Origin of the sequence: Salicibibacter kimchii (assembly GCF_003336365.1) — a bacterium.
Lineage (GTDB): Bacteria > Bacillota > Bacilli > Bacillales > Marinococcaceae > Salicibibacter > Salicibibacter kimchii.
Genome location: NZ_CP031092.1, coordinates 3,170,946 through 3,192,209, shown reverse-complemented (window position 1 = coordinate 3,192,209; position 21,264 = coordinate 3,170,946). Strand labels below are relative to the sequence as shown.

The following is a 21,264-nucleotide window of genomic DNA, read 5'->3' as shown; positions in this document are numbered from 1 at the left end:
TCCCCGTATAATATTTAACAAGAAAGCATCATTCAGATGATACTTTCATCTTTCTTCAAAGACATTTTTAGTCGTAGCATTCACACGACCTGTTTAAAGGGAAGATACAGAATCATCCGTATACACGATTTACAGGACTGTTTTTATGAACGAAAGAAAAGGATGCGGAGATATCCCGCATCCAATCCTTATAAGTTGACCACCAGCCCACACTTATAATATGACTACATCACAAAGAGGATATACATTGGGCGGTGTTTTTGCCCATCCCCTCGAAAATTTATATTTCGGATTATCAATTAATTATTATATCGCCCAATGCAAAATCGGCGCTTCTTTATTCCATTAAAGCGCCCTTATATGGAATAAGCACCTTAGTGAATTCCTATACCATATCTTTGATAGTCTCTAAAGTATTGTTTTCATTATCTTTAATTCGAATCAAATGCTTCCCGATAAAATTCCCTTAACTCAGCACCATTATCCGGCCATTCAGGCGGCTGTTCGTTAACCATCATACCCAATGTATCAAGACAGCGATGCCATCCTGCAGCTGTTGCGGCCGCCCAAGACCAGTCATCAAACGTATGCTCAAATGTCATTCGGCATCCATCGGGGGTGTTTTGCAATTCGATTCGCAGCAAATCATCAACCTCACGAAAAGCAAAGACCACAGGCGGCTCGAACGCAGTAATCACTCCCTCATACTTCGTTTCTTCTCCATCATCAAAGCCAATTTTGCCACCTTCATTGAGATCCATCTCTCCTGTTGCAAACGGGTACCATTTGGTAAAGTAATAAGGATCCGTTATGCAGCGGAAAACACGCTCAGGTTTATGTGCAAAAAAACGCTCAAATTGCAAAACACAACGACCATCTCTTTCATATAACTTTCCATATTCATTCATTTTTTTCCTCCTCACATTTTATTTATTTCAATATTAACATAAGCAAACAGTTTTATCTTAAACAGTATGACCCTATTCAGAAGGACGCACTATTCGATTAGCGCGCCCGTTAATGTAGTAAGAAACTATCTGAAATCCTCAGAAAACCTTTATTCAAAATAATAATTAAAAGTGATTTGGAATTCTTCAGCACTACCGGATTCAAAATTTATTTCACCTACGATACCTGTTAGTTCCCCTGTCCCAGAACCTTGAACAACATTTCGTTTGGACTTGAGTAAACCATTTTCAAATTTTCCAACGTGTTCCAATACGAAACTCCCTGACTTATCTCCAATACGTCCAGTGATACGCTCAAAGCCGTAAACAGTGGCTGAATCGTCCGGCAAATAACATTTCAGCTCTTGTAAGTCACCTTTACCTTGAAGTTCCCCGTTGTATTCCACTTCAAAGTATCCCCTTGTGAGTTTGGATCCTTCCCCTACTTCACTGTAGGGTATTTCATTTGCTTCTGTTAATTTAAAGGATGATTGTGCTTTCATACTCATAATTTATAGACCTCCAAGTTCATGGCACAATTAGTATCTGTTTCGAGACTTACTGACTATAACGGCTTTTAATCCGTAAAATAAGAAGGCTCCTTCACATTTTGGAGCAAAAGGAACCTTCAATTCGTGATGTGTATTAATCGTTTCTGCTTTGTAGGCTTTTTAATTCCTTAACCTCTTGTTCAGTTAATCCCGTTAATTCAACCACTTTTTGTACATCATGCCATCGGACAGCAAATTAAGGGCTACCTGTTTTATCCCTTGTTCTTTCCCTTTTTCTATCCCTTTGCTTGATGTCTCTCCTTTTGTTCAAAAAGATCAACAAGATGCCATTTTACGTTCGCCAAAATACAGAATGGATACGAGGCAAGAGGGCGCAGGAGTATCAGCCGCACATAACTATGAAACGTCCGTGCCAACAATCCATGAGGCTTTTCGAAAGCTAGTCCGGGAATCCCCAAGGCGTGCCTATATTGGTCATATTGCAACGTTTATTATCAGTGAGGATTTGGCAGAGGAAGGACTAACCGATGTTTTGGATTTCCTTTATCGTGATCATGAAGTCCGCTCCGATTTTTATATTGTGATATCAAAGGATGAGCGCGCAGGGGACATTTTACAACTGCTTCCACCGATCGAAGATGTCACCTCCATAAACATCAACAATGCGATTGAAAATGGCGAAAAAAGCTATGCTGAGGTTCAAGGCATTCGCATCGATTCTCTTTTTGAAAAAATCATAGCTGATGGGATTGAACCGGCAATTTTAGGCATTTCAACAATCGGCGATTTAAATGCGGGGAAAACAATGCAGAATACAGAACAAATCAAGCCGGAAGCTTACTTACAATTAGGCCCTATGGCTATGTTTAGGGATAATCAACTCATTGATTGGCTGAATGAAGAAGAAAGCAAAGCCTTCAATTATTTGGAGGATACGTTTGATTATAACGTGGGAAGCCTGCCCTGCCCTGATGATGGCACGATGGCCGTTGAAAGTTACCGGATAGCCAGAAATGTCACCGTTCACCTTGAAAACGAGCAACCAAGCATCGATCTTGAGGTGGACATTGACGCGACAGTTTCCGAGATCAACTGCAGTGATCTTGACGTGTTGGAAGAAAAATCGTACCAAATCATTGAAGAGGCAAATAACCAAAAAGTTGAACGTATGCTTGATCGCGTGATTCAAAAAACAAAAGAAAATCAATCAGATATTTTAGGGCTTGGTCGAGAAGTGTACCGCCAACATCCCCGGTACTGGGAAAACGTAAAAGGTGAATGGCCTGAGATCTTTACTGACATGGACGTAGCGTTACCGTAACCATAGAACTCCGTGATACAGGTGAAATCAACAATTCTTTTAATGTAGAGGAGAATCGTGGTGGTGCTTAAAGTAATCACTGTCATCGCTGTTCACATTGTTATATTTTACAGCCAAAAAACCTTGATTAAAGGGAGTAATGAAGTCAATTTAGAGAGGGCATTTTACACATTGCTTGCCTTCACCGCGGTTATAGGGGTTTTATATGTTTTAGACATCCCCCTCCCGAGCCTTTCACAGTTATTAACGCGAGTGGCCAAACAGTCCTTTGCGTAAATCACCGAAAGAAAGTGTGAAAACACCATGAACTCGGATAGAATAAGCATTCACCAATTTCGTACACTCGTGATCTTTGTGACATGTGGATCGTCTTTGCTCACGATGCCATCGTCTCTGATCGTGCATCATGATAGTTGGTGGATTCCCCTTGCCGGGATGATTGTTGGCTTTCCTTTTGTACTTTTATTGATCGTCTTCGCCCGCTGGTTTCCCCATCATTCACTCACGGATATGCTAAAAGCTCTTTTCAGGAACTGGATCGGGAAGGTTGTGGCGATTCTGTTTATTTTTCTTCCCCTTTACATGGCACCAAATCATATATTTTTTTTCATGATATTTTTAAATACAGAGCTTTTGTCGGAGACTCCGTTGATGGTGCTCATTATTTTATTTATGACGGTCATTATCTATGGCATTTATTCGGGATTGGAAGTGCTTGGGCGTACTGCAGAAATCATGCTCATTTTCTTTGTTTTATCGATCCTGATTCTTTTTATTTTTCTTCTGCCTGATATTGATTGGCAGAATACCCAACCTTATTTGAATCACTCCATCGCTGAATATGGCAAAGCGATCTTGTTTTTCGTGGCCAGGGTCATTGCCGTTCATGCCATCATGTTTTTCGTTTTTTTCCCAAAAGGGGTTGCCGATAAAAAAGCTGTGGAAAAAGCATTTCATCGGTTACCTTGTTGCCTGTGTTACATTGTTCGCCTTAACGTTTTTGACCGCTACCGTTCTTGGGCCGGAGGTAACCGGTGCGAACCTTTATCCAGGCTTTACACTGGCGGAAAGAATCGATGTTGGTAACGTTATCTCAAGACTCGAGTCGCTCCTTTTTGTCATCTTTTTTATTACAGTTTATTTAAAATTAGCGATGTATTTATCGGCAGTGTCGATCACCGCAGCTAAAGTGATGAATATCAAAAATTACAAACCACTCTCACTTCCGTTCGGGATCATATTTATTTTGCTTTCCTTGACGGAATTTAACAATTTAAACGACGACAGCGACTTTTATTTTTATGGATCAATGGTTCTTATTGTGAGCATTGACGTCGTTCTGCCACTTTTTATGTTTGCAGTTGGTGTAGTACAAAGGAAAAGAAAACGGCTTCCGATCTTCCCGGTCCAAGCATCAAAACAAAAGCAATGATCGCATCATGAACTGCGATATAGGATTAATCGCTTGCTTCCAATTGCAACTCCACGTTTCGCTGGACGACAAATGTCGAGATGGCGTGTTTGTAAACAAGTTGCTGCTTCCCATCCTTATCAATAACGACCGTAAAATTGTCAAATGCTTTTAAGTAGCCCCGAAGTTGAACTCCATTGGTAAGAATCATGGTAATCGGAATATTATCTTTCCGCAACTTATTCAAAAATTGATCTTGGATGTTAATTTTCCCCATCACGCTTCCCCTCTCTAAACAATTTTCGCTTTATCAATAACCTTTCGCCGCCTTCATGAATTTTTCTTCAGCTGCGTGCTTGCCTCGGATCATGAATTATCTCCAGTAATATCCATTCTAACATAGGCATTTTTAAATTGCTTTTATAATAAGGAATTCAAATAACCGTTACTCCACAATCTGGCCTTTAGTTGAAGATCATCATCCAAACTGTCGGGCTTGATTCCGATAGGTTCGCGGCTTCTTCTGTGTTCCGCGAAACGGTTCGTGTAACGCGTCAATCATCGCTTCCAACTTTTCACGGGCTTCATTCAAAAGTTTCAAGTCCGTTGGGTATGTGATATCTGCAGGCGCACATGTGGCATCGATTATGTACTTATTTTTACTACTACTTCAAATCTGTTGCGAAAGTTCGTAGCAAGAAGTTTTTTAATTCGTTCATTTAATCTTTAGATAAGAATACATTCGCCGAGATAATCATTATTCACATGGGAGTTATAAACCTTGTAAGTCTGTCACTGTACCCTTCGCCTAAAGTGGTACATTTTCGTTGTATTCCATCGAACCACTAAACTTTATTTTAACACAAGAAAAGCAAACTGCACCCTCTAAAAGAATGCAGCTCAGCTTACCAAAAAAACGAATATCCAGCACAGAATGTTAGTTTTTTGTTAGTTTTTCTCTCTTATCGACTATAGAGAATGGATTAACTCCTCATATCAAGGGATTCAGGTGGGCATTATATCATAGCCCTTATCTCAACTTGATGTTCTATATTCATACTTATTTAATCGTGCGCTTTTATCGGAATAATAACACTGTAATGGCGAGTTTACGTTCGATCTCTTTTAATAATAAACACTTTGTTCCTTTTAAAAAGTAACATGTTGTATTGTTTTACGTTAATGTTCAAACAATCGCGCGCCCGAAGAGTTAATGATGTTGTTAAAGTAAAATACCTGTCGCAATATATCCTCCGTAAACCTCAAACGTTTTCATTAGAGGTTACGTGGTGCGTGCGTGCTCAACCATGCGTTCATATAAGTTTAAGATCATTTGGCCATAAGTTTCACCGGGAACAGCCCATTTTCCATTTAACCCTTCCCATGTTGTGGCGCTACCACGTTCGACAAGGTCAAACCGGGGATCATATAACGGATAAGCACTCGGCAGTGGATCTGTTGAAGCATAAGCAAACAAATGCTGAAGTTGAGCAAGCACACCGATAGCTTTTGTTTCAAAAGTAGCACCGGGGTTATCATCGTCTGTAGCCCCGATCCCGCCAAAATTATTTTGTTCCTCATCAACGACACCCGTAAAACGAAAGTAGTCAGTTTCATGCAGCGCCTGGGCATAAGCGATGTCACCGCGAATCCCATAATAATGACCGAAATCGATATAATAAAGGCCCAATATTGGGGCATCAGGGTTGATTGTTTTCACAAAAGCATCTAATTCTTGAGACATTAAAACCGTTTCTCCCATAATGTTTTGGGGAGATTCCTCAGAGTTTTCTGAGCCTTCGACTAGGATATAAGCATCCGAAATACCTGCGGAACGAACGGTTTCTAGGTGTCGTTCAGCATTGGATCGATCGCGGAAAGATCCGGCTTGTACGCGGTACCACGTTGTTCCTGAAACCACCATGGTTGTGATAAATGATGAGATTTCAGCTGTTTGGAGTTCATTTACACGGTTTTCCGCATTTTCTCTATTTTGGAATGATCCAGCGATAACTTTGTATAACGTATCCGGATCTGAGTCATCTCGTGTCAAATTAAAAGCTCTTGCCAGCCCTTCCACATGACCACTAGCTACCGCTTGGCGCCATGAGGCATCTCCCATTAAATTTGCGTCCTGAGCGTTATCGATAAATCCGTTTTCCGTTAAAAGGGCTGGCATAGATGATTCTCGTAGCACATGAAAATTAGCTTGTTTTACACCCCGGTCGGGTAACTGATTGACAGCAAGAATCTCCTCATGCATGATTCTCTGATACCTTGCTGTTGGTGATGAATCAGATAGTCCGGAATAAATAAAGTCCTCGTATCCACGTGCCGAACCGTTAAAGGCATTACAGTGGATGGATAAAAAATAGTCTGCTCCCCACGCGTTTGCTTCATTGGTTCGTTGGGGTAAACTAACAGACTGATCACCCGTTCGACTCATGTTAACCTCAACGTCACTATAGTTATCCTCCAGAATCGTTCTAATCCGTTGTGCGATATCAAGTACGATGTTTTTTTCCTGCAGCCCATTTCCGGTTGCACCTGAGTCATTTCCACCATGTCCGGGGTCTAAATACAATCGAAACATATTTAAACACTTCCTTTTAGTCATAAACCCAATGTTATATTCTATTGAGTATCGGACTCTTTGTAATGGAGAAGTAGCGAGAGGTAAGCCTCACCTTTAAGATGTGTTTAATGTTCGGACAAGCTTAACAGTAGAATAATTAAACAGAAATGCTTCCCCCTTTAAAACCAACATGTAGCACCTTATGCATATCCAACAATACGTGAAGCGGCATTTATGTATATCACGGTTTATATAGGTGAAAATGCACTATTTCTTTTCCCTTTAATTTTGAAAAAGGTGGAACTTCTGATAATCATGGCAACACCACTTGCAACATGTGGGGTAGACATCGATGTTCCTGTAAGTTTGCATACTCGCCATAAATATAAGTGGATAAAATATTCACACCAGGAACAACAAGAGACCATAATAGTTTCCGTGATAGGTGTTAAGGTGGATATGTCCACAGAACACCCCCTTTGACATCACCACGACGCAAGAGCCGCTCCTTTACCGAGTACCGTAAAACCCCTACCACCGTCAACCCTCGATTTCCGTTACTTTTAGGCCAAATTGCCTATATGCAAGTCTGAGTAAAATATCCAGATTCATGGTCTTGCCTATTTTAGGAGATCAAATGGTTTCACATGGATATCTTGTCAGTGATTCTACATCAAAAGCCGCAGAAAGGAAGGATCGATAACAGATTTGCTACCGATCCAACCGTTCCTGTGGCTTTTTCTAATTGTAATCTTTACGAGTTGTTGAGAATTTTCACTGATGGTTTTGGCATTGATTGTGTTGCTCTGATTAAGAAGTTTGTAACAAACATTGTGATACAGGCCATTTTTCACCTATTTTAGAATCGATATAAATAAATGCCGCTCCAAGGATCACCTGTGAAGCATAATGTGCCATTAAATCTGAAAAAGGAGACAGGTTTATGTTTAATTATGCTACTGTTAAGGTCGCCCGAACATACGGGCCCTTGATTGACCGTCAGTTAAGAAGAGAACTCGTAGGCGCAATAAAACCTCTAAGGCACGTCCCGTGTTTTCTTCATCGATGGATCGACTCCTATATTCGTCGATCAAAGGCTTTTCCTGTTCTCATTCAATTTAAAAAAGGAAATTCCTATACAAGTGGTGTTACAAGTTTAAAAAGAATTGAAAAAAATCACGCAAACTGTAAAGTCAAACGATCCATTCCCCGTTTTGCATTACAGAGCGCAAATCTCACAGCTTCAGCTCTTGAAGATTTCTGTCATAACTGTGGAGATATAGAAAAAGTCTATCTCGATCGTGAATTTAACGCTTTACTTGACACAGCCACCGAGACCACTCGAGCAAGCGAGTTACAGAACGAACTCGAAGCGACAGGGGAGGGGGTGACTGTTGCTATTATCGATACAGGGGTACATCCCAGTCCAGACCTTATGGAACCTGAACAGAGAATCATTGGATTTAGGGATTTTATCAATGATCGTGAAGATCCTTATGATGATAATGGACATGGCACCCACTGCGCTGGAGATGCAGCTGGGAATGGACAGCAATCAGATGGTGAATATGCCGGACCTGCTCCCGATGCAAATATTGTAGGTGTAAAAGTTCTCAATAAGATGGGTGCTGGTTCTTTAACAGATATTATAGCTGGTGTGGATTGGTGTATTGAAAACCAAGAGGCATACGACATTCGTATTTTATCGTTATCGTTAGGAAGTCCGGCAATAGAATCTGAAGATGACGATCCGGTGGTAGAAGTTGTCAACCAAGCTTGGGACGAGGGAATGGTTGTCTGTGTCGCTGCTGGAAATGAAGGACCGAGTGAAGAAACCATTTCTTCTCCGGGAATTAGTGAAAAAATCATCACCGTTGGAGCTTTAGATGAGCAAGGGACACCTGATCGATCCGATGATGATGTGGCAGAGTTCTCGAGTCGAGGACCGACTATTGACGGGCACACGAAGCCTGATATTCTTGCTCCAGGCGTGGATATTACTTCCATACGTTCTGCCAATTCATTTTTAGACAAATACGCAAAATCAGATCGCATAAATGATCATTATATATCAATGTCTGGTACGTCGATGGCTACCCCCATTTGCGCAGGCGTGTGTGCTCAGCTGTTAGAGTTAAACAGTAACTTGGATCCTGATATGATTAAAGCTCAATTACGTGAAGGAGCGGAAGACCTTGGTCTGGAAGAAAATACTCAGGGAGAAGGATCTCTAGACGCTGTTCAAAGTGCAGATGAAGAAGATTCTACCAATAATGATGATGGCTAAATATCGATAAAGATGTAAAAGGCTGTATAATGAAAGGCTATCTTTATTTACAGCCTTATCTTTTTCCATGATTAGTCAGTGTGAAAATCTAAAAACGATACTTTTCTTCCTTCTATCACTTTCATATTTATATTTGTTATAATAATAATAACGACACAAATAAGGTTCACTCCATTTTTTGCGAAATGACCGGAAAATAACATAGAAAAAAATTTTACTTATAAATTGAAATGCCTTTCTCCAATGAAAAGTATATGGCCAAATTTAGTCCTCAGAGCTGGATATGTATGGCATTCGTTTCAACATTCGACCGTGGAGACCTTTCCACGTCTGAAGAAGGACTTCAGTCTATGAATAGTCTTAATCATCACTATTATCAGAGCTTCTTTGTACATTTGCATCAGGGGCAACGAAATACGATAATGGAAAAAAACGAGGAAACAGAACTTTTCGAGGCTTTGCGTCAGCATACAATGCAAGGAATATTTACAAACCCTGTCTATGCCGGAAATAACCATCAAGCAGGGTGGAAACTCATTGGATTCCCTAGCACGCTTGCTTTCACACGGTTACACATCTGAGTAGAGGATGGAAACCTCAAACATTGTAGGGTCGTTACTCATATCATACTTCTTACAAAAGATGTTAGTATTAAAATGGAAAGATTTTTATAACTGGCTATATTTATTAATCGATCTGCTCGCCCCTCCCTGATTTCCGATTAGCTTTTATCGATTTCAATAGGAAAACGTAAAGGAGGAGGCTACGTATGAATAATGTCGTTCGTAATTTGGAACCGAGAACCGTCCAAAAAATAGATGAACTTGCAAAACAAGAAGGGATTTCTCGTGAACAGTTTTTAAGAAACCAGATTTTGCGAATGTCTCAATCTTACGAAGAAGACGAATTTGCACGACGGCTCGAAAAGTTGGTGAAAGAGACAGACAGGTGAATGAACGGTGTGGAAATACCTCAATGTGTATTATCATTTAAAAAATAACAAAGCCCCGTTTGCGTAAAAGTGAAAATCGGTTTGTAAATACATGGAAGACATAATTCGATTGAACATGAGTGATACTTATACTATGCCACTACTGGATAGCACCTTTAACCTTCGTGTTAATTCAAAACCTAACATAACATATCTCAATATCCATTTAGGAGGTCCCATCAATGCCAAAAAATGTTCACTTAACATCTGCAGAAATTGGTTCTCTTTGGACAGCCTACATGAACGATAGTATGTCTGCCTGTATTTTACGTTTTATGCTCAAACACATTTCAGACCCAGACATTAAGCCCGTTGTGCAGTACGCCTATGATCTTGCAACGGATCATCTAAAGCAGTTACGCACCATTTTTGAAAACGAATCACACGCGATCCCTAATGGTTTTGGTGAACAAGATGTCGACATGAACGCACCGTGGTTGTTTACAGACATGTTTTGTATATCCTTTATGAGGCACATGGGAAAGGTTGGGATGCTCTCGTACAGTGGCTTTGTTTCGTTGTGTGACAGGGAAGACATACGAGCCTATTTTTCACAAGCTTTAACCGAAACAAATAACCTTTATAATCAGGCAAGCAACATTGAGCTTGAAAAGGGAATTGCTGGCAGGCATCCTTACATTGAAGTCCCTAAAAGCACCGACTATGTAGATAGTAAAGCGTACATGAGTGGCTTCAATCCCTTAAGCGATCAACGTCCCTTAAACGCCGTTGAAATTTCCCATTTATATATGAATGTCCTCACGAATTCTATAGGGATGAAATTGTGTATCGCCTTTGCTCAAACCTCGCCACGTAAGGAAGTTCAAGATTTTATGCTACGAGGCAAAGATGTCTCAAAGAAGCACGCGAAAATTTTTACTGACAAGCTTTTAGAAGATGACATTGAAGTCTCAAGCATACCAGATGTAGGTGTCAGTGATTCAACCACCCCAACATTTTCAGACAAATTACTGATGTTCCATATGTCTCTGCTCATCTCCTCAGGTGTAGGAAACTACGCGACAGCTGCCGCTGCTAGTCAACGAAGCGATATTGCAACTGATTATGAACGATTGTCGTTAGAAAATGCTAAGCTTGCCAAAAGTGGAGCGGATATCATGATTAAACATCAATGGCTTGAACAACCACCAGGAGCGAAAAATCGGGAAAAATTAGCGAAGGATAAAGATATAAAGGCTAATCTAAAAAGATCGGCTTTTTTCCGTTAAATAACGATACCCATTTCTGAAATCAAATACTACACAATCCCCCAATTCCGCAGGTCTTGTTCAAGATTAGCTGGTATAGTTGAAGGTTTCTGACCTACGGTTTTCCGTTCCACCTCCCACAATAACTTCATACTTGTACTTATCCTGTCAAAAAATGAATAAAAGCAATTAATGCCATTTCCCTAAGACAGTTTTCATTGTCAGTGGTTCCCTACCTTGTAATCTTCGGGATGCTCCTATTGCAACTAAATCAGTACTACTATAATAAATATTAATAACACAATACGTACCCAAAGGTTATCAGCAAAGAATTATTTCCCATTATTTATGACGAAGATCATTCATTTTCCTTCGGATCACTTTCTTCCTTTCTTTTGTTTTTTCATCATAAATCACAGCCTGAACCTGTTCCTTGGATATAGTGACTTTGACTTCATCTCCTTCTTTAGCCCCCTCATACAGTTTGGAAGCTGAATAGAGCAATTCTTGTTCGTCTCCCCCTACGAGGATGACAGCATACCCATCTTCGATTCGATCAATAACACCTGGCTTTTTTTCCTTCATCCGGCCCCACTCCTCGTTTTCCGTATCAATATCCAGGCTTTCCCCGTCCGTGGTCACGGTCACCGTTCCGTCTTCCAAGGTTCCATAGATGTCGGACCCTTGATCCTCCACGCGCTGTAACACCTCCTCATGAGGGTGCTCATAAGGATTCCCTTCCCCGGCTGAATAAACCGCCACATCAGGGCTCACTTCTTCAACAAAAAAACGTTGACTCGATGTGTCTGAGCCGTGATGCCCCATATTATAAACATCAGCGGAGATATCCATATCATCATCGATCATTTGCTGCTCAGCCTGCTCTTCGGCATCACCGGTAAAGAGGAACGATACATCTCCGTAATGCATTCGGAAGGACACCGAATCATTATTGAAGTCGCCAGAAAGTTCTTCCCCAGGATGTGTGAGCTCCAACAGAAACGAACCTATATCATACGTTTCCCCAGCTGACGGTTCCACAACCTCCGTATTAGAGGCCAGCAATGCATCAATCAATCGTTCAAATGTATCCGTCGTTGTTTCATTACCATCCATCCAAACCTCTTCCGGCTCATAGGCTTCCACAATTTTATCCCCATTCCCGATGTGATCCGTGTGCGGATGTGTGAACACCAACAAATCAATACCGGTAACACCATGGGCTTCTAAATGATCAAAAATCGCATCATTGTCATGCCGACCCGTATCAATTAAAATTGTGGTGTTCCCTTCTTGAATTAGAGTGCTGTCGCCCTGACCGACATCTAAGAATGAAATGGTGGCTATCCCTTCATCTGTGGGAGGAACGGCATCCATCTCTTCTTCCGGTTCATCGTCTGCAATCCCCGCTAACCTCCCTGTAAACGCATCCTTTCTAGACCCGACAATTAAAACCCCTAAACCAATAAGAAGCAGCCACCAACGATGTCTCACCATATCTTTTCACCTCTTTTACCCCATGAGTATATAACCGGTTAGAAAATCTTGCCCAAAATCAAAGATTTCGATGGTTAAACAAGCAAAAATCACACCCATCCGCCACTCTTCCTCTCTATCCTTGTCCTTATGGTTTGGCCCTTGATGTTAAATTTGGGAAGGATTAGGAGATGGATCGCCCCTCCAGTAAAGATTTTTTTTCACCTCTTTCTTCTTTTTCATCAACCCTTTGCTGGGGTGAATGCTAACCAATACGAGGATAAATGAGAGAAGCCGCATGCGCAGACCCACACTTGTCGTTCTGGGAGAAGTGTGTTCAGGCAGGACGACGCCTCGATTTATGCCTAATGTTCTACCTATGGGTTTCAGGTCCTGAGATACCATTAATATCCATACGGCATCGGCTTGATATTCGCCTCAATCCCCAACACGAGGCCGATACTGTGCTGCGGGAAATGATAGCCGAGATCCACGAGTCGTTGCTGTAACTCTTCCACATGTGAAATCCATTAACCACTTCGAATGATTGATCCATCCAATCGTGAAAAGTAAATCCATCAATCACTGCTGATGGGTGTTAAACCCAAAAAGGCAGCTACAGCCTCAGCATGTTCCGCTGCTACCGCAGTGATAAACGCTAGGTCTTGTAATAAATCAGCATCCGTGGCGTTATCAATAAACAATATTTTCAGATAAAATCGCATTGGCTTGACTCTCCCGAAGCACATGAAAATTGGCTAATTGCTGGCCCCAATCAGGGATCGAAGCATCGAACGTTTGCATGCCTTCTAAAACACTTGGATGCATGATCCTTTGCAGTTCCCTCGCCCATGTTGGATTGCTGTCATGAATATACGTCTCAAACCCACGGGCACTTCCATCAAAACCATTGGCATGAATGGATACAAACACGTCGCCTCCCCAACTGTTTGCGTCATTTGTGCGATCTTGAAGCGAAACAAACGTATCACTCGTCCGTGACATTCGACGGTACATGCCTTCAAAGTTTTCACGCAGATAAACGCTCATCAGAAGGTCAATATCGAGCACAATATCCTTTTCAGCCATGCCGTGGCCCTGTAGCCCCGCTGTCACTGCCATCATGCCCAGGGTCCATATAAATCCTTTGTATCAAGAACAACCCCTTTCTCTAACAGGGGATGAAGGGATGACGACAATTGCATCGGCTCATTGAGGAGAGCTTCTAACCATTTTATTCGGTGATTTTTGAACGTTTTACAGGAAGGGGAACGATATGTTCCATCGGAGGGACATGAATGAATGCCATCTCCAAAATTATGTGTAATTAAATATATATTTTAATTACTTTGATAATTATTCATGGTTGTTTCCCGAAACATGTCTTTGAGGGAGGGGTTAAGACTGTGCCCCAAGAAATGCTTGGCACAGCCCTTTGATTCATGTCCCCATCCATCATTTTAAGGACGACGAGACAAAAAGGAATTATTGGGTATCATCGCCATTGTCTTTGGCATCATCTTCATTGTCACTAGCATCATCGTCATCATCGTTGTCACTAGCAACAGCATCTAGCAAACCCTCACCTTGGGTGTTGGATTCAAGACCTAGATCTTCGGCTCCCTCACGTAATCGCTCCTTCACCTCGTCTGGAGTCCATTCACTGTTTAGTTCTAGCAGTTGAGCACACACGCCGGCACAAATGGGGGTGGCCATCGATGTCCCTGACATTGAAATATAGTCGTCATTGATGTGTTTGGCCCTTTCCATTTGATCGAGAAAGGCATCCGGAGCACGTATAGCGGTAATATCGACACCAGGGGCAAGCAGATCTGGCTTCGTGTGGCCATCAATGGTTGGTCCTCGACTCGAGAAATCAGCTACATCAACATCAGATCGATCAGGCGTCCCTTGTTCATCCAAAGCACCCACAGTGATCACCTTTTGGCTAATGCCCGGAGATGCAATGGTTCCTTCATTGGGACCCTCATTGCCAGCAGCGACACATACGACCATTCCTTCATCCCAAGCTTGGTCGACCGCTTGCACCACCGGATCGTCATCTTCAGGGTCCATAGCCGGACTCCCTAACGATAAGGATAAAATCCGGATGTCGTAGGCCTCTTGGTTTTCGATACACCAATCGACGCCAGCGATAATATTAGATAAGGAACCGGCGCCCATCCTATCAAGGACTTTGACCCCGACGATATTGGCTTTGGGAGCTGGCGCCTTATATTCACCATCGGATTGATGGCCATTCCCGGCTGCACATCCAGCGCAGTGGGTCCCGTGACCATTGTCGTCATAGGGCTCTTCACGACCATTGATAAAATCCTGAAATCCAGTGATTCGCTCTTCAGATTCCATGAGATCTGGACTCGGATGTACCCCTGTATCAAGAATGGCGACCGTCACCCCTTCGCCTTTACCTGTTTCATCTCTTTCTTCTTGGAGAACATTCGCTCTTGTCGTTTCGGTAGCCGTATCAAGGCAAACGCTAAATGTACGATCAAGATAGACTTTCTTGACATCGCTGCAGTTATAACAAAGATCTTCAAGGGCTACAGCTGTGAGATTTCCGCCTTGTAACGAAAAACGCGGAAACGATCGATTCACTTGACAGTGTGCATGATTATTCGTGATGCTTTCCAAATGTTGAACACCACTGGTCAAACACCCTGCTTTAAACTGAACCATAACAGGAAAAAGCTTCGAAGACGCTGCGACCGCTCCGTTTAATTCCTCTCTTAAATGACCATCGATCAATGATAAACCGGCAACATTCCTAGCAGAATAATTGAACATATACCCTTACTCCTTTCACTTATATCACCGCACGTTATGCTTGGTCAGTGATCGTTGAAACGGTATTTGTTTAAACGAATCAGTTTTGGTTTTTGCATAACCCCTAAAAAGGGTTGGCAACCCCCTAATGAGTCGGGGCTGACGTGAGAGGGCTATCCTGAACTTCTATTAAAAAATCACCTTAATCCGCCTTCATCTTCAGCTCTTGGTTGATATCTTAATCCTCTGAGCCACCGTATCGGGGTCAACAGGAGTTAAGATAACGTGACCACTATCGGTTTGAATGATACTTCTTGTTTTTCGCCCGTTCGTCGTATCTAACAGCAAATTTTGCCCTCGTGCTTCCTCTATCAGACACTTCATGGGGACTGAGGCAATATAAACAATACGATGGGCAAATACGACATTTCCGAAGCCAATAGGGGATTTCGGATCCAATGGAATAACCTCATTTTATTATTAAATTGGACAAATTAGTTTTACATCAGAAAATTATTTCGAAATCAATTGATATAATAACTACAGTCGGATAAACTTTTTGCACACATGGGATACCGTCCTCCTTTGCTTTAATGAGTCAGACAAATCTAAAAGCAAAGGAGGGCTTTATTTCATCACGCCTCAAGGCACTTCCCATTCACTTCTCCCACGTATAAGCTTTCTTCATCGTTGGGCCTCCCTTTGGATCAATATACAGGAATTTACCACTTTTATTATCGGATAAAACATGTAATTTAAAATAATGAAAAATTTTATTGTTATTTTAAATGAACATCTTCCTTTCAGGGTAAAGTGTCTTTCTTTGAGCACCCATTAAATGTCTCCCATTCCGCCGTCCCTATCTTCAGCCCCGGGATCTTCTTCCATGCCACCTTCATCTGCGTCGCCATCCATAGGGACACCTTCGTCTTCTTCCATATCTCCACATGCAGCTAGCATGCCAACGGAGAAAATTCCAGAAAAGGCTCCATAAAGCAGCTTCTTGTTCATCTTACGATTCCCCCATATTCATTCATAGTGAGCTAAAGATTATACCTTTTTAGCTGCGATCATCATATCAACGTATGGACGTTTCGTATATGGGTTACTCGTTTTTTTGATTTTTTTCCATAATATAGAAATTCACCTGAAAAATTCTTGTAAAGAATGATAAAGAGCATCAACAACGTTTGACATCTTTGATCGACGGGTTGTCCGTCATTTTCATTTTAACGTCCTCCTCTTGTTGTACACTTGTGTATTTCATTACAATATTTCATGAATTTTTTCGGTTAACAAAATATTCAACAGTAACCTACCATTTTTTCGAACAATTTGACGACATCAAGAAATGGTAACGTCATTTCATACGTGGTCGGTTCCTGCTTATTTTGATCGTCATAGCTGAACAAAGCAATGGGAAGAATCCGTGTGCCGGGATTTTCTTCCAGTAAACGGCTAAAATATTAGAAGACTTGGCTTCCGCCAAGCATTAATGGCGGAAGCCTTAGTCGCACTTATGCAGGTAAATGCTTTATACTTACCTGCCAAAAACATTCGTTCATTAAAATCATCTTCATATTGCGCCTGCTGCTCTAGATGAATGAGGATCAAGCTACCCTCGCCTTTAAGCTTGGTTTCGACAGCCATATCCACTTCTTTGCTTTTTCTTCTCTGTACGTCATTGAACAATTCCTTGTCTAAAAAGTTCAAATGGGCAAAGTCGATTTCTTCGTAGATATTCGGAAAAAACAACACGATAAATTCTTCAAAAAACTCTTGAAGCAATTAAATAAATAATCATGGTCGATTCGAGTTTCACGATGATCTTTTGACATGTCAAACCTCCAGTTTTTTCTTGACATTTCAGCATCTTCATCATTTAATTAATCAATTTCCTCACCAAATCATTCTCTATAATCAGCATCCGCATTAAACCACAACAATGACGTTCACATTTTTCAATATCGTGAAAAAAACCAACAAAAGACATTTTTAGTCGTCGAGTTAAAACCATTTGCGAACATGGGGATATTGAACCTATACGTCAACACGATTTAAGACACTCTTACCTAACATTATTGATTCATCAGGGAGAAGACCATGTAACCATCAAAAAACGTTTGGGACATGCTTCTATAAAAACAACATTGATGTATATGGTCATCTATTTCCAAATAAACAAAAAGAAACCGCCGATAGACTGGATGATCTATATTAACGAATTCCGAACGATTAAATAGCAAAGAGAAATTACCATTTATTCACATGGAGTAAAGCTGGAGTAAAAATTAAGTAAAAGCCACCCAATAATGAGTTCATAAAAAAACACCAACACGCTGTAAGTGCTGGTGTGTCAGTTCTTATGTTGGTGCGGTCAGTGGGACTTGAACCCACACGGGATTTAACTCCCACTAGGCCCTCAACCTTGTGGAATTAATTATCACATGTTATATCCTATCATGTCAACTTTCCCATTATACTCAGTTTGTTAAAATACCACTCATTATATATATTTTGGCACCATTTTGGCACCAATGAAACTTATACCTTTTATAATTAAAATTCGAACAATAAAGAGCTTTTCTTTTATATCGTTCGGATTTATACAGTGTTATGTTTCATCTACTGCTCCCGCTCCCACGGGGGATTTGCGTGCGGAACATATATCAGGGGTTTACAAAGTATCATAAATACCCTTAAATCCCTGATAAATCAACACTTCCATTTTTTAACTTATCATTTTTTATGATATTTTTTCATGCTTTCGTGACCTTTCTCGTGATGTTTTAGTCGCTCCAAAAATCACTGCCCTGTTATCCCCAGTACACGTCGTTTTTATTTTCTACATACAGAAACCTACCTACTCAAGCATAGCATTTTTTGGTGATTTTCTTGTGACTTTTAAAAAGTTACAATGTCACAGTTAGAGCCTTACTCCGGATTGTTAAATTATTTTATGCTCCTGCCCCATGGCGCATGTTAATGCGTCCTCATAGCTTCCACATAATTTGATGATGGTAGTGATATCTGGAAAATTTCAAAAAACCTTAATGAACTGGAATCCAGCAAATAGCTCCACATCCCTGGATAACTTTGAAAAAATTAATTCTGCTGCACTAGCATGTTTGTTAATCATTTAATGCAGTTTCCAATGTTTCAATGTTCATTCTCATCATACTGAAGTAATCTTCGCCTGCGTTAACGTCTTCCTCGGATATACTTTCCATATTTCTCATAATGAGACTCTCAGCACCAATTTCTGATTGAATCACTTCAGTAATGTTACTACCGACATTGTTTTCAAAAATGACGTATTCCAGATCATTTTCTTCTGCGGTATTTACTAATTCAGCTAGTTCCGATTGAGAAGGCTCTTCGGTGGAGGATAAACCATGAACGCTCAATTGCTCCAGGCCGTACCTTTCTTCCCAATAGCCATATGCGGCATGTGATACAATCAATTGGTGATGATCGGCTTCGTCAAATGTTTGCTGTAATTCTTGATCAATGCCTTCTAATTCTTCTTTTACTTCTTCGAAATTCTCCGTAAAATATGCCTCTTCATCGGGCATTAACGTAACCAACTCATCTTTGATATTTTCTGCTAATTCAATGCTTCGAATAGGATCAAGAAAGATATGCGGGTCCCCTTCATCGCTATGCTCATCATGATCATCAATCTCAACGGTCACGGGTGCCGACTGAGCATACGCTTCGTGATCATCATCAAACAATACAGCCATCAATTCCTGACCGTCCTCTGCCGGTGCATCATAGTCTTCGGCATCCTGATCCGACACCGTTTCCCATTCTTCATTATCACTATCACGCGAATACCAGTGCCAGTGGTCATAATCAACATCTTCATCCGATTCAGCAGTAAGAGAAACGGTATCCCCCGTATGATAATGGTCTGCCAATCCTTCAATATCTATTTCTTCCGGTACTTGGAGATCGTTCCCGTCTCCATGATCATCGTCGTCCCCCCCATGATCGTGGCCTTCTCCACGTAAGGCGATGTTTTTTCCGGCTGGAATGACTTGAACATTCTCGTCAGCAAGCGCATCGTCCACCGTTTCTGCAAATGGTTCCATCCCCTCTAAACCTGAATAAATAAAGGCATCGGCTTCAGCGATTTGCACCATATCATTGGATGTGGGCTCATAAGTATGCGCATCAACATTCGGTGGATAGATACTTTCTGCCTCAACAAATTCTCCTCCAATTTTTGATGAGAAATCTTCTATAGCATAAAGAGAGGTTTTAATCGAAAGCGCCTCCGCGTTTCTTTCTTCTTCACTTCCTCCTTCACTTTTTTCTTCAGCTTGACAACTCATAAGTATCGCTCCCAAAGCCAAGAACCCTATAAACTTATATGGCTTCACCAATGGCTCCCTCCTTTTCCTTTCATGTTTTTGAGCAATAGTAACGTATCCATCACCAACTCGCTTTTCTCACACCCGGAATCTGTCCTTTATGCGCATGCTCCCGAAAAGCGATTCTCGACATCTTACATTTCCGCAAATACCCGCGCGGTCGCCCCGTTATCTCACATCGGTTACGCAAACGGGTGGGTGAAGAATCTCGGGGTAACTTTCGCAACGCTTCATAATCACCTTTTTCCTTTAAATCACACCTGACTTCCGCATATTTAGCAACCATTTCTTGGCGCTTTTTCTCTTTTGCGATCTTCGACTTTTTGGGCAAATTTACACACTCCTCTTAAATCGTGATAGCCAATTAATATTTTTGGAAAATATGCTCGACAAACCATGCTGTAGCTTAATGGGCCATCATCTCTTGAACAATTTCATCGGTATCCATTTCGGACGGGTAATACGTAGGCCAATTTGTGACTTCTTCCAACAATTCTTCACGATCGTCTCCCCAAAATAAATGAAAGTGATGCGATTCTGTTGGAAAAATATTATGGTCACTAAACTGAATGTATTGTGGCGCCTCTTCCTCTCCATCTTCCAGCTCAAAAATGTATCTTACCCCTCGATTTCCAGCATCATATGTCAGGATCTCATATCCGTCATACGTATATTCACCAGTGTACTCCTCCGCATTATCAAAGAACGTAACGGTAGCCTCTTCGATGACAATCCGATCAACCTCTGTTTGATATCCTTCGTCATAATACTCCTTGTACTCTTCTTCCGTCATATCCCCTTCATCTTCCACCTTGTGTTCGAAAACTTCATCTAAGTCTCCTTCTTGCAAATAAGGATAGACCGACTGCCAGTCTCCTTCCCAATCAGATAGATCACGATCTTCCACTTCACTGTCCTCAAAATAACCATCATAAATTCTTTGCGATTCTTCATCGTGGTCATGGTCATCAATCACAACCTCTACTGAATCTGATTGAACATAAGCGTCATGATCATCGTCAAAAAGTACTACCTTGATCTCTTGCCCATCAACAGTGGCTTCTTCAGTAAATTCACGATCTCCTTGATCTGATACGTTTGCCCACTCGTCCCCTTCATCATCTCTTGTATACCAACGCCAATGGTCATAATCTGTTTCTTCATCAAGTTCTGCTGTGAGGTTGATGGTATCCCCTGTATGATAATGATCGGCTAACCCTTCTATTTCGACCTTTTCCGGAGCATCATGGTTGCTCCCGCCTCCTACATCTTGATCCTCATCAGAAGCCTGGCACGCAGCTAATAACGATCCAATAACCATCACGCTTGACCATTTAACCATTGTTTTTTTCCTCACCGCATACACCTCA

Annotated in this window: 20 protein-coding genes and 3 pseudogenes; 8 read left to right on the top strand and 15 right to left on the bottom strand. The window is 41.3% G+C overall.

Annotated features, from left to right (window positions below):
- Positions 1-431 precede the first annotated feature (431 nt).
- Both DT065_RS16170 and DT065_RS16165 read right to left on the bottom strand, forming a co-directional pair.
- Entirely contained in the window at positions 432-908 is a 477-nt protein-coding gene (locus DT065_RS16170) for an SRPBCC family protein (protein WP_114375144.1), read from the bottom strand.
- Between the two features lie 149 nt (positions 909-1,057).
- Entirely contained in the window at positions 1,058-1,456 is a 399-nt protein-coding gene (locus DT065_RS16165) for a DUF3224 domain-containing protein (RefSeq protein ID WP_114375142.1), read from the bottom strand.
- A 355-nt stretch (positions 1,457-1,811) separates the two neighbouring features.
- Here DT065_RS16165 and DT065_RS16160 point away from each other — a divergent pair, with 355 nt between their 5' ends.
- The 3 genes and pseudogenes from DT065_RS16160 (at position 1,812) to DT065_RS16150 (ending at position 4,212) form a co-directional block, all read left to right on the top strand.
- Entirely contained in the window at positions 1,812-2,780 is a 969-nt protein-coding gene (locus DT065_RS16160; RefSeq protein WP_160112611.1) for a Ger(x)C family spore germination protein, read from the top strand.
- 60 nt (positions 2,781-2,840) lie between these two features.
- A complete protein-coding gene (locus DT065_RS16155) occupies positions 2,841-3,056 on the top strand; it encodes a hypothetical protein (RefSeq protein ID WP_114375138.1) in 216 nt (71 codons plus the stop codon).
- 27 nt (positions 3,057-3,083) lie between these two features.
- Positions 3,084-4,212 (top strand): annotated as a pseudogene (locus DT065_RS16150) (GerAB/ArcD/ProY family transporter).
- Positions 4,213-4,237: 25 nt separating this feature from the next.
- Here the strand turns inward: DT065_RS16150 and hfq are convergent.
- From hfq to DT065_RS16130, 3 genes and pseudogenes are all read right to left on the bottom strand, one after another.
- Complete coding sequence (gene hfq, locus DT065_RS16140; protein ID WP_114375132.1) at positions 4,238-4,468, bottom strand: RNA chaperone Hfq; 231 nt, start codon at positions 4,466-4,468, stop codon at positions 4,238-4,240.
- A gap of 210 nt (positions 4,469-4,678) precedes the next feature.
- Positions 4,679-4,852, bottom strand: a pseudogene (locus tag DT065_RS16135) (IS5/IS1182 family transposase); the annotation flags it as partial.
- Positions 4,853-5,473: 621 nt separating this feature from the next.
- The gene (locus tag DT065_RS16130; RefSeq protein ID WP_114375130.1) at positions 5,474-6,784 is read right to left on the bottom strand and encodes an N-acetylmuramoyl-L-alanine amidase; all 1,311 of its coding nucleotides are present in this window, start codon (positions 6,782-6,784) and stop codon (positions 5,474-5,476) included.
- A 925-nt stretch (positions 6,785-7,709) separates the two neighbouring features.
- Between DT065_RS16130 and DT065_RS16120 the strand changes: the two genes are divergently transcribed.
- The 4 genes from DT065_RS16120 to DT065_RS16105 all read left to right on the top strand — a co-directional run bounded on the left by DT065_RS16120 (position 7,710) and on the right by DT065_RS16105 (position 11,273).
- Positions 7,710-9,053: a S8 family peptidase gene (locus tag DT065_RS16120; RefSeq protein WP_114375118.1), complete on the top strand. Its 1,344-nt coding sequence runs from the start codon at positions 7,710-7,712 to the stop codon at positions 9,051-9,053.
- 287 nt (positions 9,054-9,340) lie between these two features.
- Positions 9,341-9,634, top strand: coding sequence for a gluconate 2-dehydrogenase subunit 3 family protein (locus tag DT065_RS16115; RefSeq protein ID WP_160112609.1), 294 nt, complete (start codon positions 9,341-9,343; stop codon positions 9,632-9,634).
- A 188-nt stretch (positions 9,635-9,822) separates the two neighbouring features.
- Complete coding sequence (locus DT065_RS16110) at positions 9,823-10,005, top strand: hypothetical protein (protein WP_114375114.1); 183 nt, start codon at positions 9,823-9,825, stop codon at positions 10,003-10,005.
- 221 nt (positions 10,006-10,226) lie between these two features.
- Positions 10,227-11,273 carry a DUF3231 family protein gene (locus tag DT065_RS16105; protein WP_114375112.1) on the top strand — a complete coding sequence of 349 codons (1,047 nt, stop codon included), beginning with the start codon at positions 10,227-10,229 and terminating at the stop codon, positions 11,271-11,273.
- A 321-nt stretch (positions 11,274-11,594) separates the two neighbouring features.
- Here DT065_RS16105 and DT065_RS16100 read toward each other — a convergent pair whose 3' ends face one another.
- The 7 genes from DT065_RS16100 to DT065_RS16080 form a co-directional block, all read right to left on the bottom strand.
- Entirely contained in the window at positions 11,595-12,749 is a 1,155-nt protein-coding gene (locus DT065_RS16100; protein ID WP_114375110.1) for an MBL fold metallo-hydrolase, read from the bottom strand.
- Positions 12,750-13,306: 557 nt separating this feature from the next.
- Positions 13,307-13,453, bottom strand: a complete 147-nt coding sequence (locus tag DT065_RS19030; RefSeq protein WP_160112608.1) for a hypothetical protein — start codon at positions 13,451-13,453, stop codon at positions 13,307-13,309.
- On the bottom strand, positions 13,422-13,853 hold the full coding sequence (locus DT065_RS16095; protein ID WP_114375108.1) for an N-acetylmuramoyl-L-alanine amidase family protein: 432 nt from the start codon (positions 13,851-13,853) through the stop codon (positions 13,422-13,424). Before DT065_RS16095 ends, DT065_RS19030 begins: the two co-directional genes overlap by 32 nt.
- Before the next feature lie 360 nt (positions 13,854-14,213).
- Positions 14,214-15,536 (bottom strand): S8 family peptidase, encoded by a 1,323-nt coding sequence (locus DT065_RS16090; RefSeq protein WP_114375106.1) that lies wholly within the window; start codon positions 15,534-15,536, stop codon positions 14,214-14,216.
- A 198-nt stretch (positions 15,537-15,734) separates the two neighbouring features.
- Positions 15,735-15,974: an extracellular matrix/biofilm biosynthesis regulator RemA family protein gene (locus DT065_RS16085; protein WP_114375104.1), complete on the bottom strand. Its 240-nt coding sequence runs from the start codon at positions 15,972-15,974 to the stop codon at positions 15,735-15,737.
- A gap of 375 nt (positions 15,975-16,349) precedes the next feature.
- Positions 16,350-16,526, bottom strand: a complete 177-nt coding sequence (locus tag DT065_RS19190) for a hypothetical protein (protein WP_193550777.1) — start codon at positions 16,524-16,526, stop codon at positions 16,350-16,352.
- Between the two features lie 447 nt (positions 16,527-16,973).
- The gene (locus tag DT065_RS16080; RefSeq protein ID WP_114375102.1) at positions 16,974-17,303 is read right to left on the bottom strand and encodes an RpnC/YadD family protein; all 330 of its coding nucleotides are present in this window, start codon (positions 17,301-17,303) and stop codon (positions 16,974-16,976) included.
- Positions 17,304-17,462: 159 nt separating this feature from the next.
- Here DT065_RS16080 and DT065_RS19770 point away from each other — a divergent pair.
- Positions 17,463-17,736 (top strand): annotated as a pseudogene (locus DT065_RS19770) (tyrosine-type recombinase/integrase); the annotation flags it as partial.
- Positions 17,737-18,646: 910 nt separating this feature from the next.
- Here DT065_RS19770 and DT065_RS16070 read toward each other — a convergent pair.
- The 3 genes from DT065_RS16070 to DT065_RS16060 all read right to left on the bottom strand — a co-directional run bounded on the left by DT065_RS16070 (position 18,647) and on the right by DT065_RS16060 (position 21,251).
- Complete coding sequence (locus tag DT065_RS16070; protein ID WP_114376382.1) at positions 18,647-19,855, bottom strand: metal ABC transporter solute-binding protein, Zn/Mn family; 1,209 nt, start codon at positions 19,853-19,855, stop codon at positions 18,647-18,649.
- Positions 19,856-19,955: 100 nt separating this feature from the next.
- Positions 19,956-20,225, bottom strand: a complete 270-nt coding sequence (rpsN, locus tag DT065_RS16065) for a 30S ribosomal protein S14 (RefSeq protein WP_114375100.1) — start codon at positions 20,223-20,225, stop codon at positions 19,956-19,958.
- Between the two features lie 75 nt (positions 20,226-20,300).
- A complete protein-coding gene (locus DT065_RS16060) occupies positions 20,301-21,251 on the bottom strand; it encodes a ZinT family metal-binding protein (RefSeq protein ID WP_227002641.1) in 951 nt (316 codons plus the stop codon).
- Between the last annotated feature and the right edge of the window lie 13 nt (positions 21,252-21,264).

Coding starts and splice junctions, on each gene's coding strand:
- DT065_RS16170 (WP_114375144.1), bottom strand. CDS start 908: ATGAATGAATATGGAAAGTTATATGAAAGAGATGGTCGTTGTGTTTTG.
- DT065_RS16165 (WP_114375142.1), bottom strand. CDS start 1,456: ATGAGTATGAAAGCACAATCATCCTTTAAATTAACAGAAGCAAATGAA.
- DT065_RS16160 (WP_160112611.1), top strand. CDS start 1,812: ATGGATACGAGGCAAGAGGGCGCAGGAGTATCAGCCGCACATAACTAT.
- hfq (WP_114375132.1), bottom strand. CDS start 4,468: ATGGGGAAAATTAACATCCAAGATCAATTTTTGAATAAGTTGCGGAAA.
- DT065_RS16130 (WP_114375130.1), bottom strand. CDS start 6,784: ATGTTTCGATTGTATTTAGACCCCGGACATGGTGGAAATGACTCAGGT.
- DT065_RS16120 (WP_114375118.1), top strand. CDS start 7,710: ATGTTTAATTATGCTACTGTTAAGGTCGCCCGAACATACGGGCCCTTG.
- DT065_RS16115 (WP_160112609.1), top strand. CDS start 9,341: ATGGCATTCGTTTCAACATTCGACCGTGGAGACCTTTCCACGTCTGAA.
- DT065_RS16110 (WP_114375114.1), top strand. CDS start 9,823: ATGAATAATGTCGTTCGTAATTTGGAACCGAGAACCGTCCAAAAAATA.
- DT065_RS16105 (WP_114375112.1), top strand. CDS start 10,227: ATGCCAAAAAATGTTCACTTAACATCTGCAGAAATTGGTTCTCTTTGG.
- DT065_RS16100 (WP_114375110.1), bottom strand. CDS start 12,749: ATGGTGAGACATCGTTGGTGGCTGCTTCTTATTGGTTTAGGGGTTTTA.
- DT065_RS19030 (WP_160112608.1), bottom strand. CDS start 13,453: ATGCGATTTTATCTGAAAATATTGTTTATTGATAACGCCACGGATGCT.
- DT065_RS16095 (WP_114375108.1), bottom strand. CDS start 13,853: ATGATGGCAGTGACAGCGGGGCTACAGGGCCACGGCATGGCTGAAAAG.
- DT065_RS16090 (WP_114375106.1), bottom strand. CDS start 15,536: ATGTTCAATTATTCTGCTAGGAATGTTGCCGGTTTATCATTGATCGAT.
- DT065_RS19190 (WP_193550777.1), bottom strand. CDS start 16,526: ATGAACAAGAAGCTGCTTTATGGAGCCTTTTCTGGAATTTTCTCCGTT.
- DT065_RS16070 (WP_114376382.1), bottom strand. CDS start 19,855: ATGAGTTGTCAAGCTGAAGAAAAAAGTGAAGGAGGAAGTGAAGAAGAA.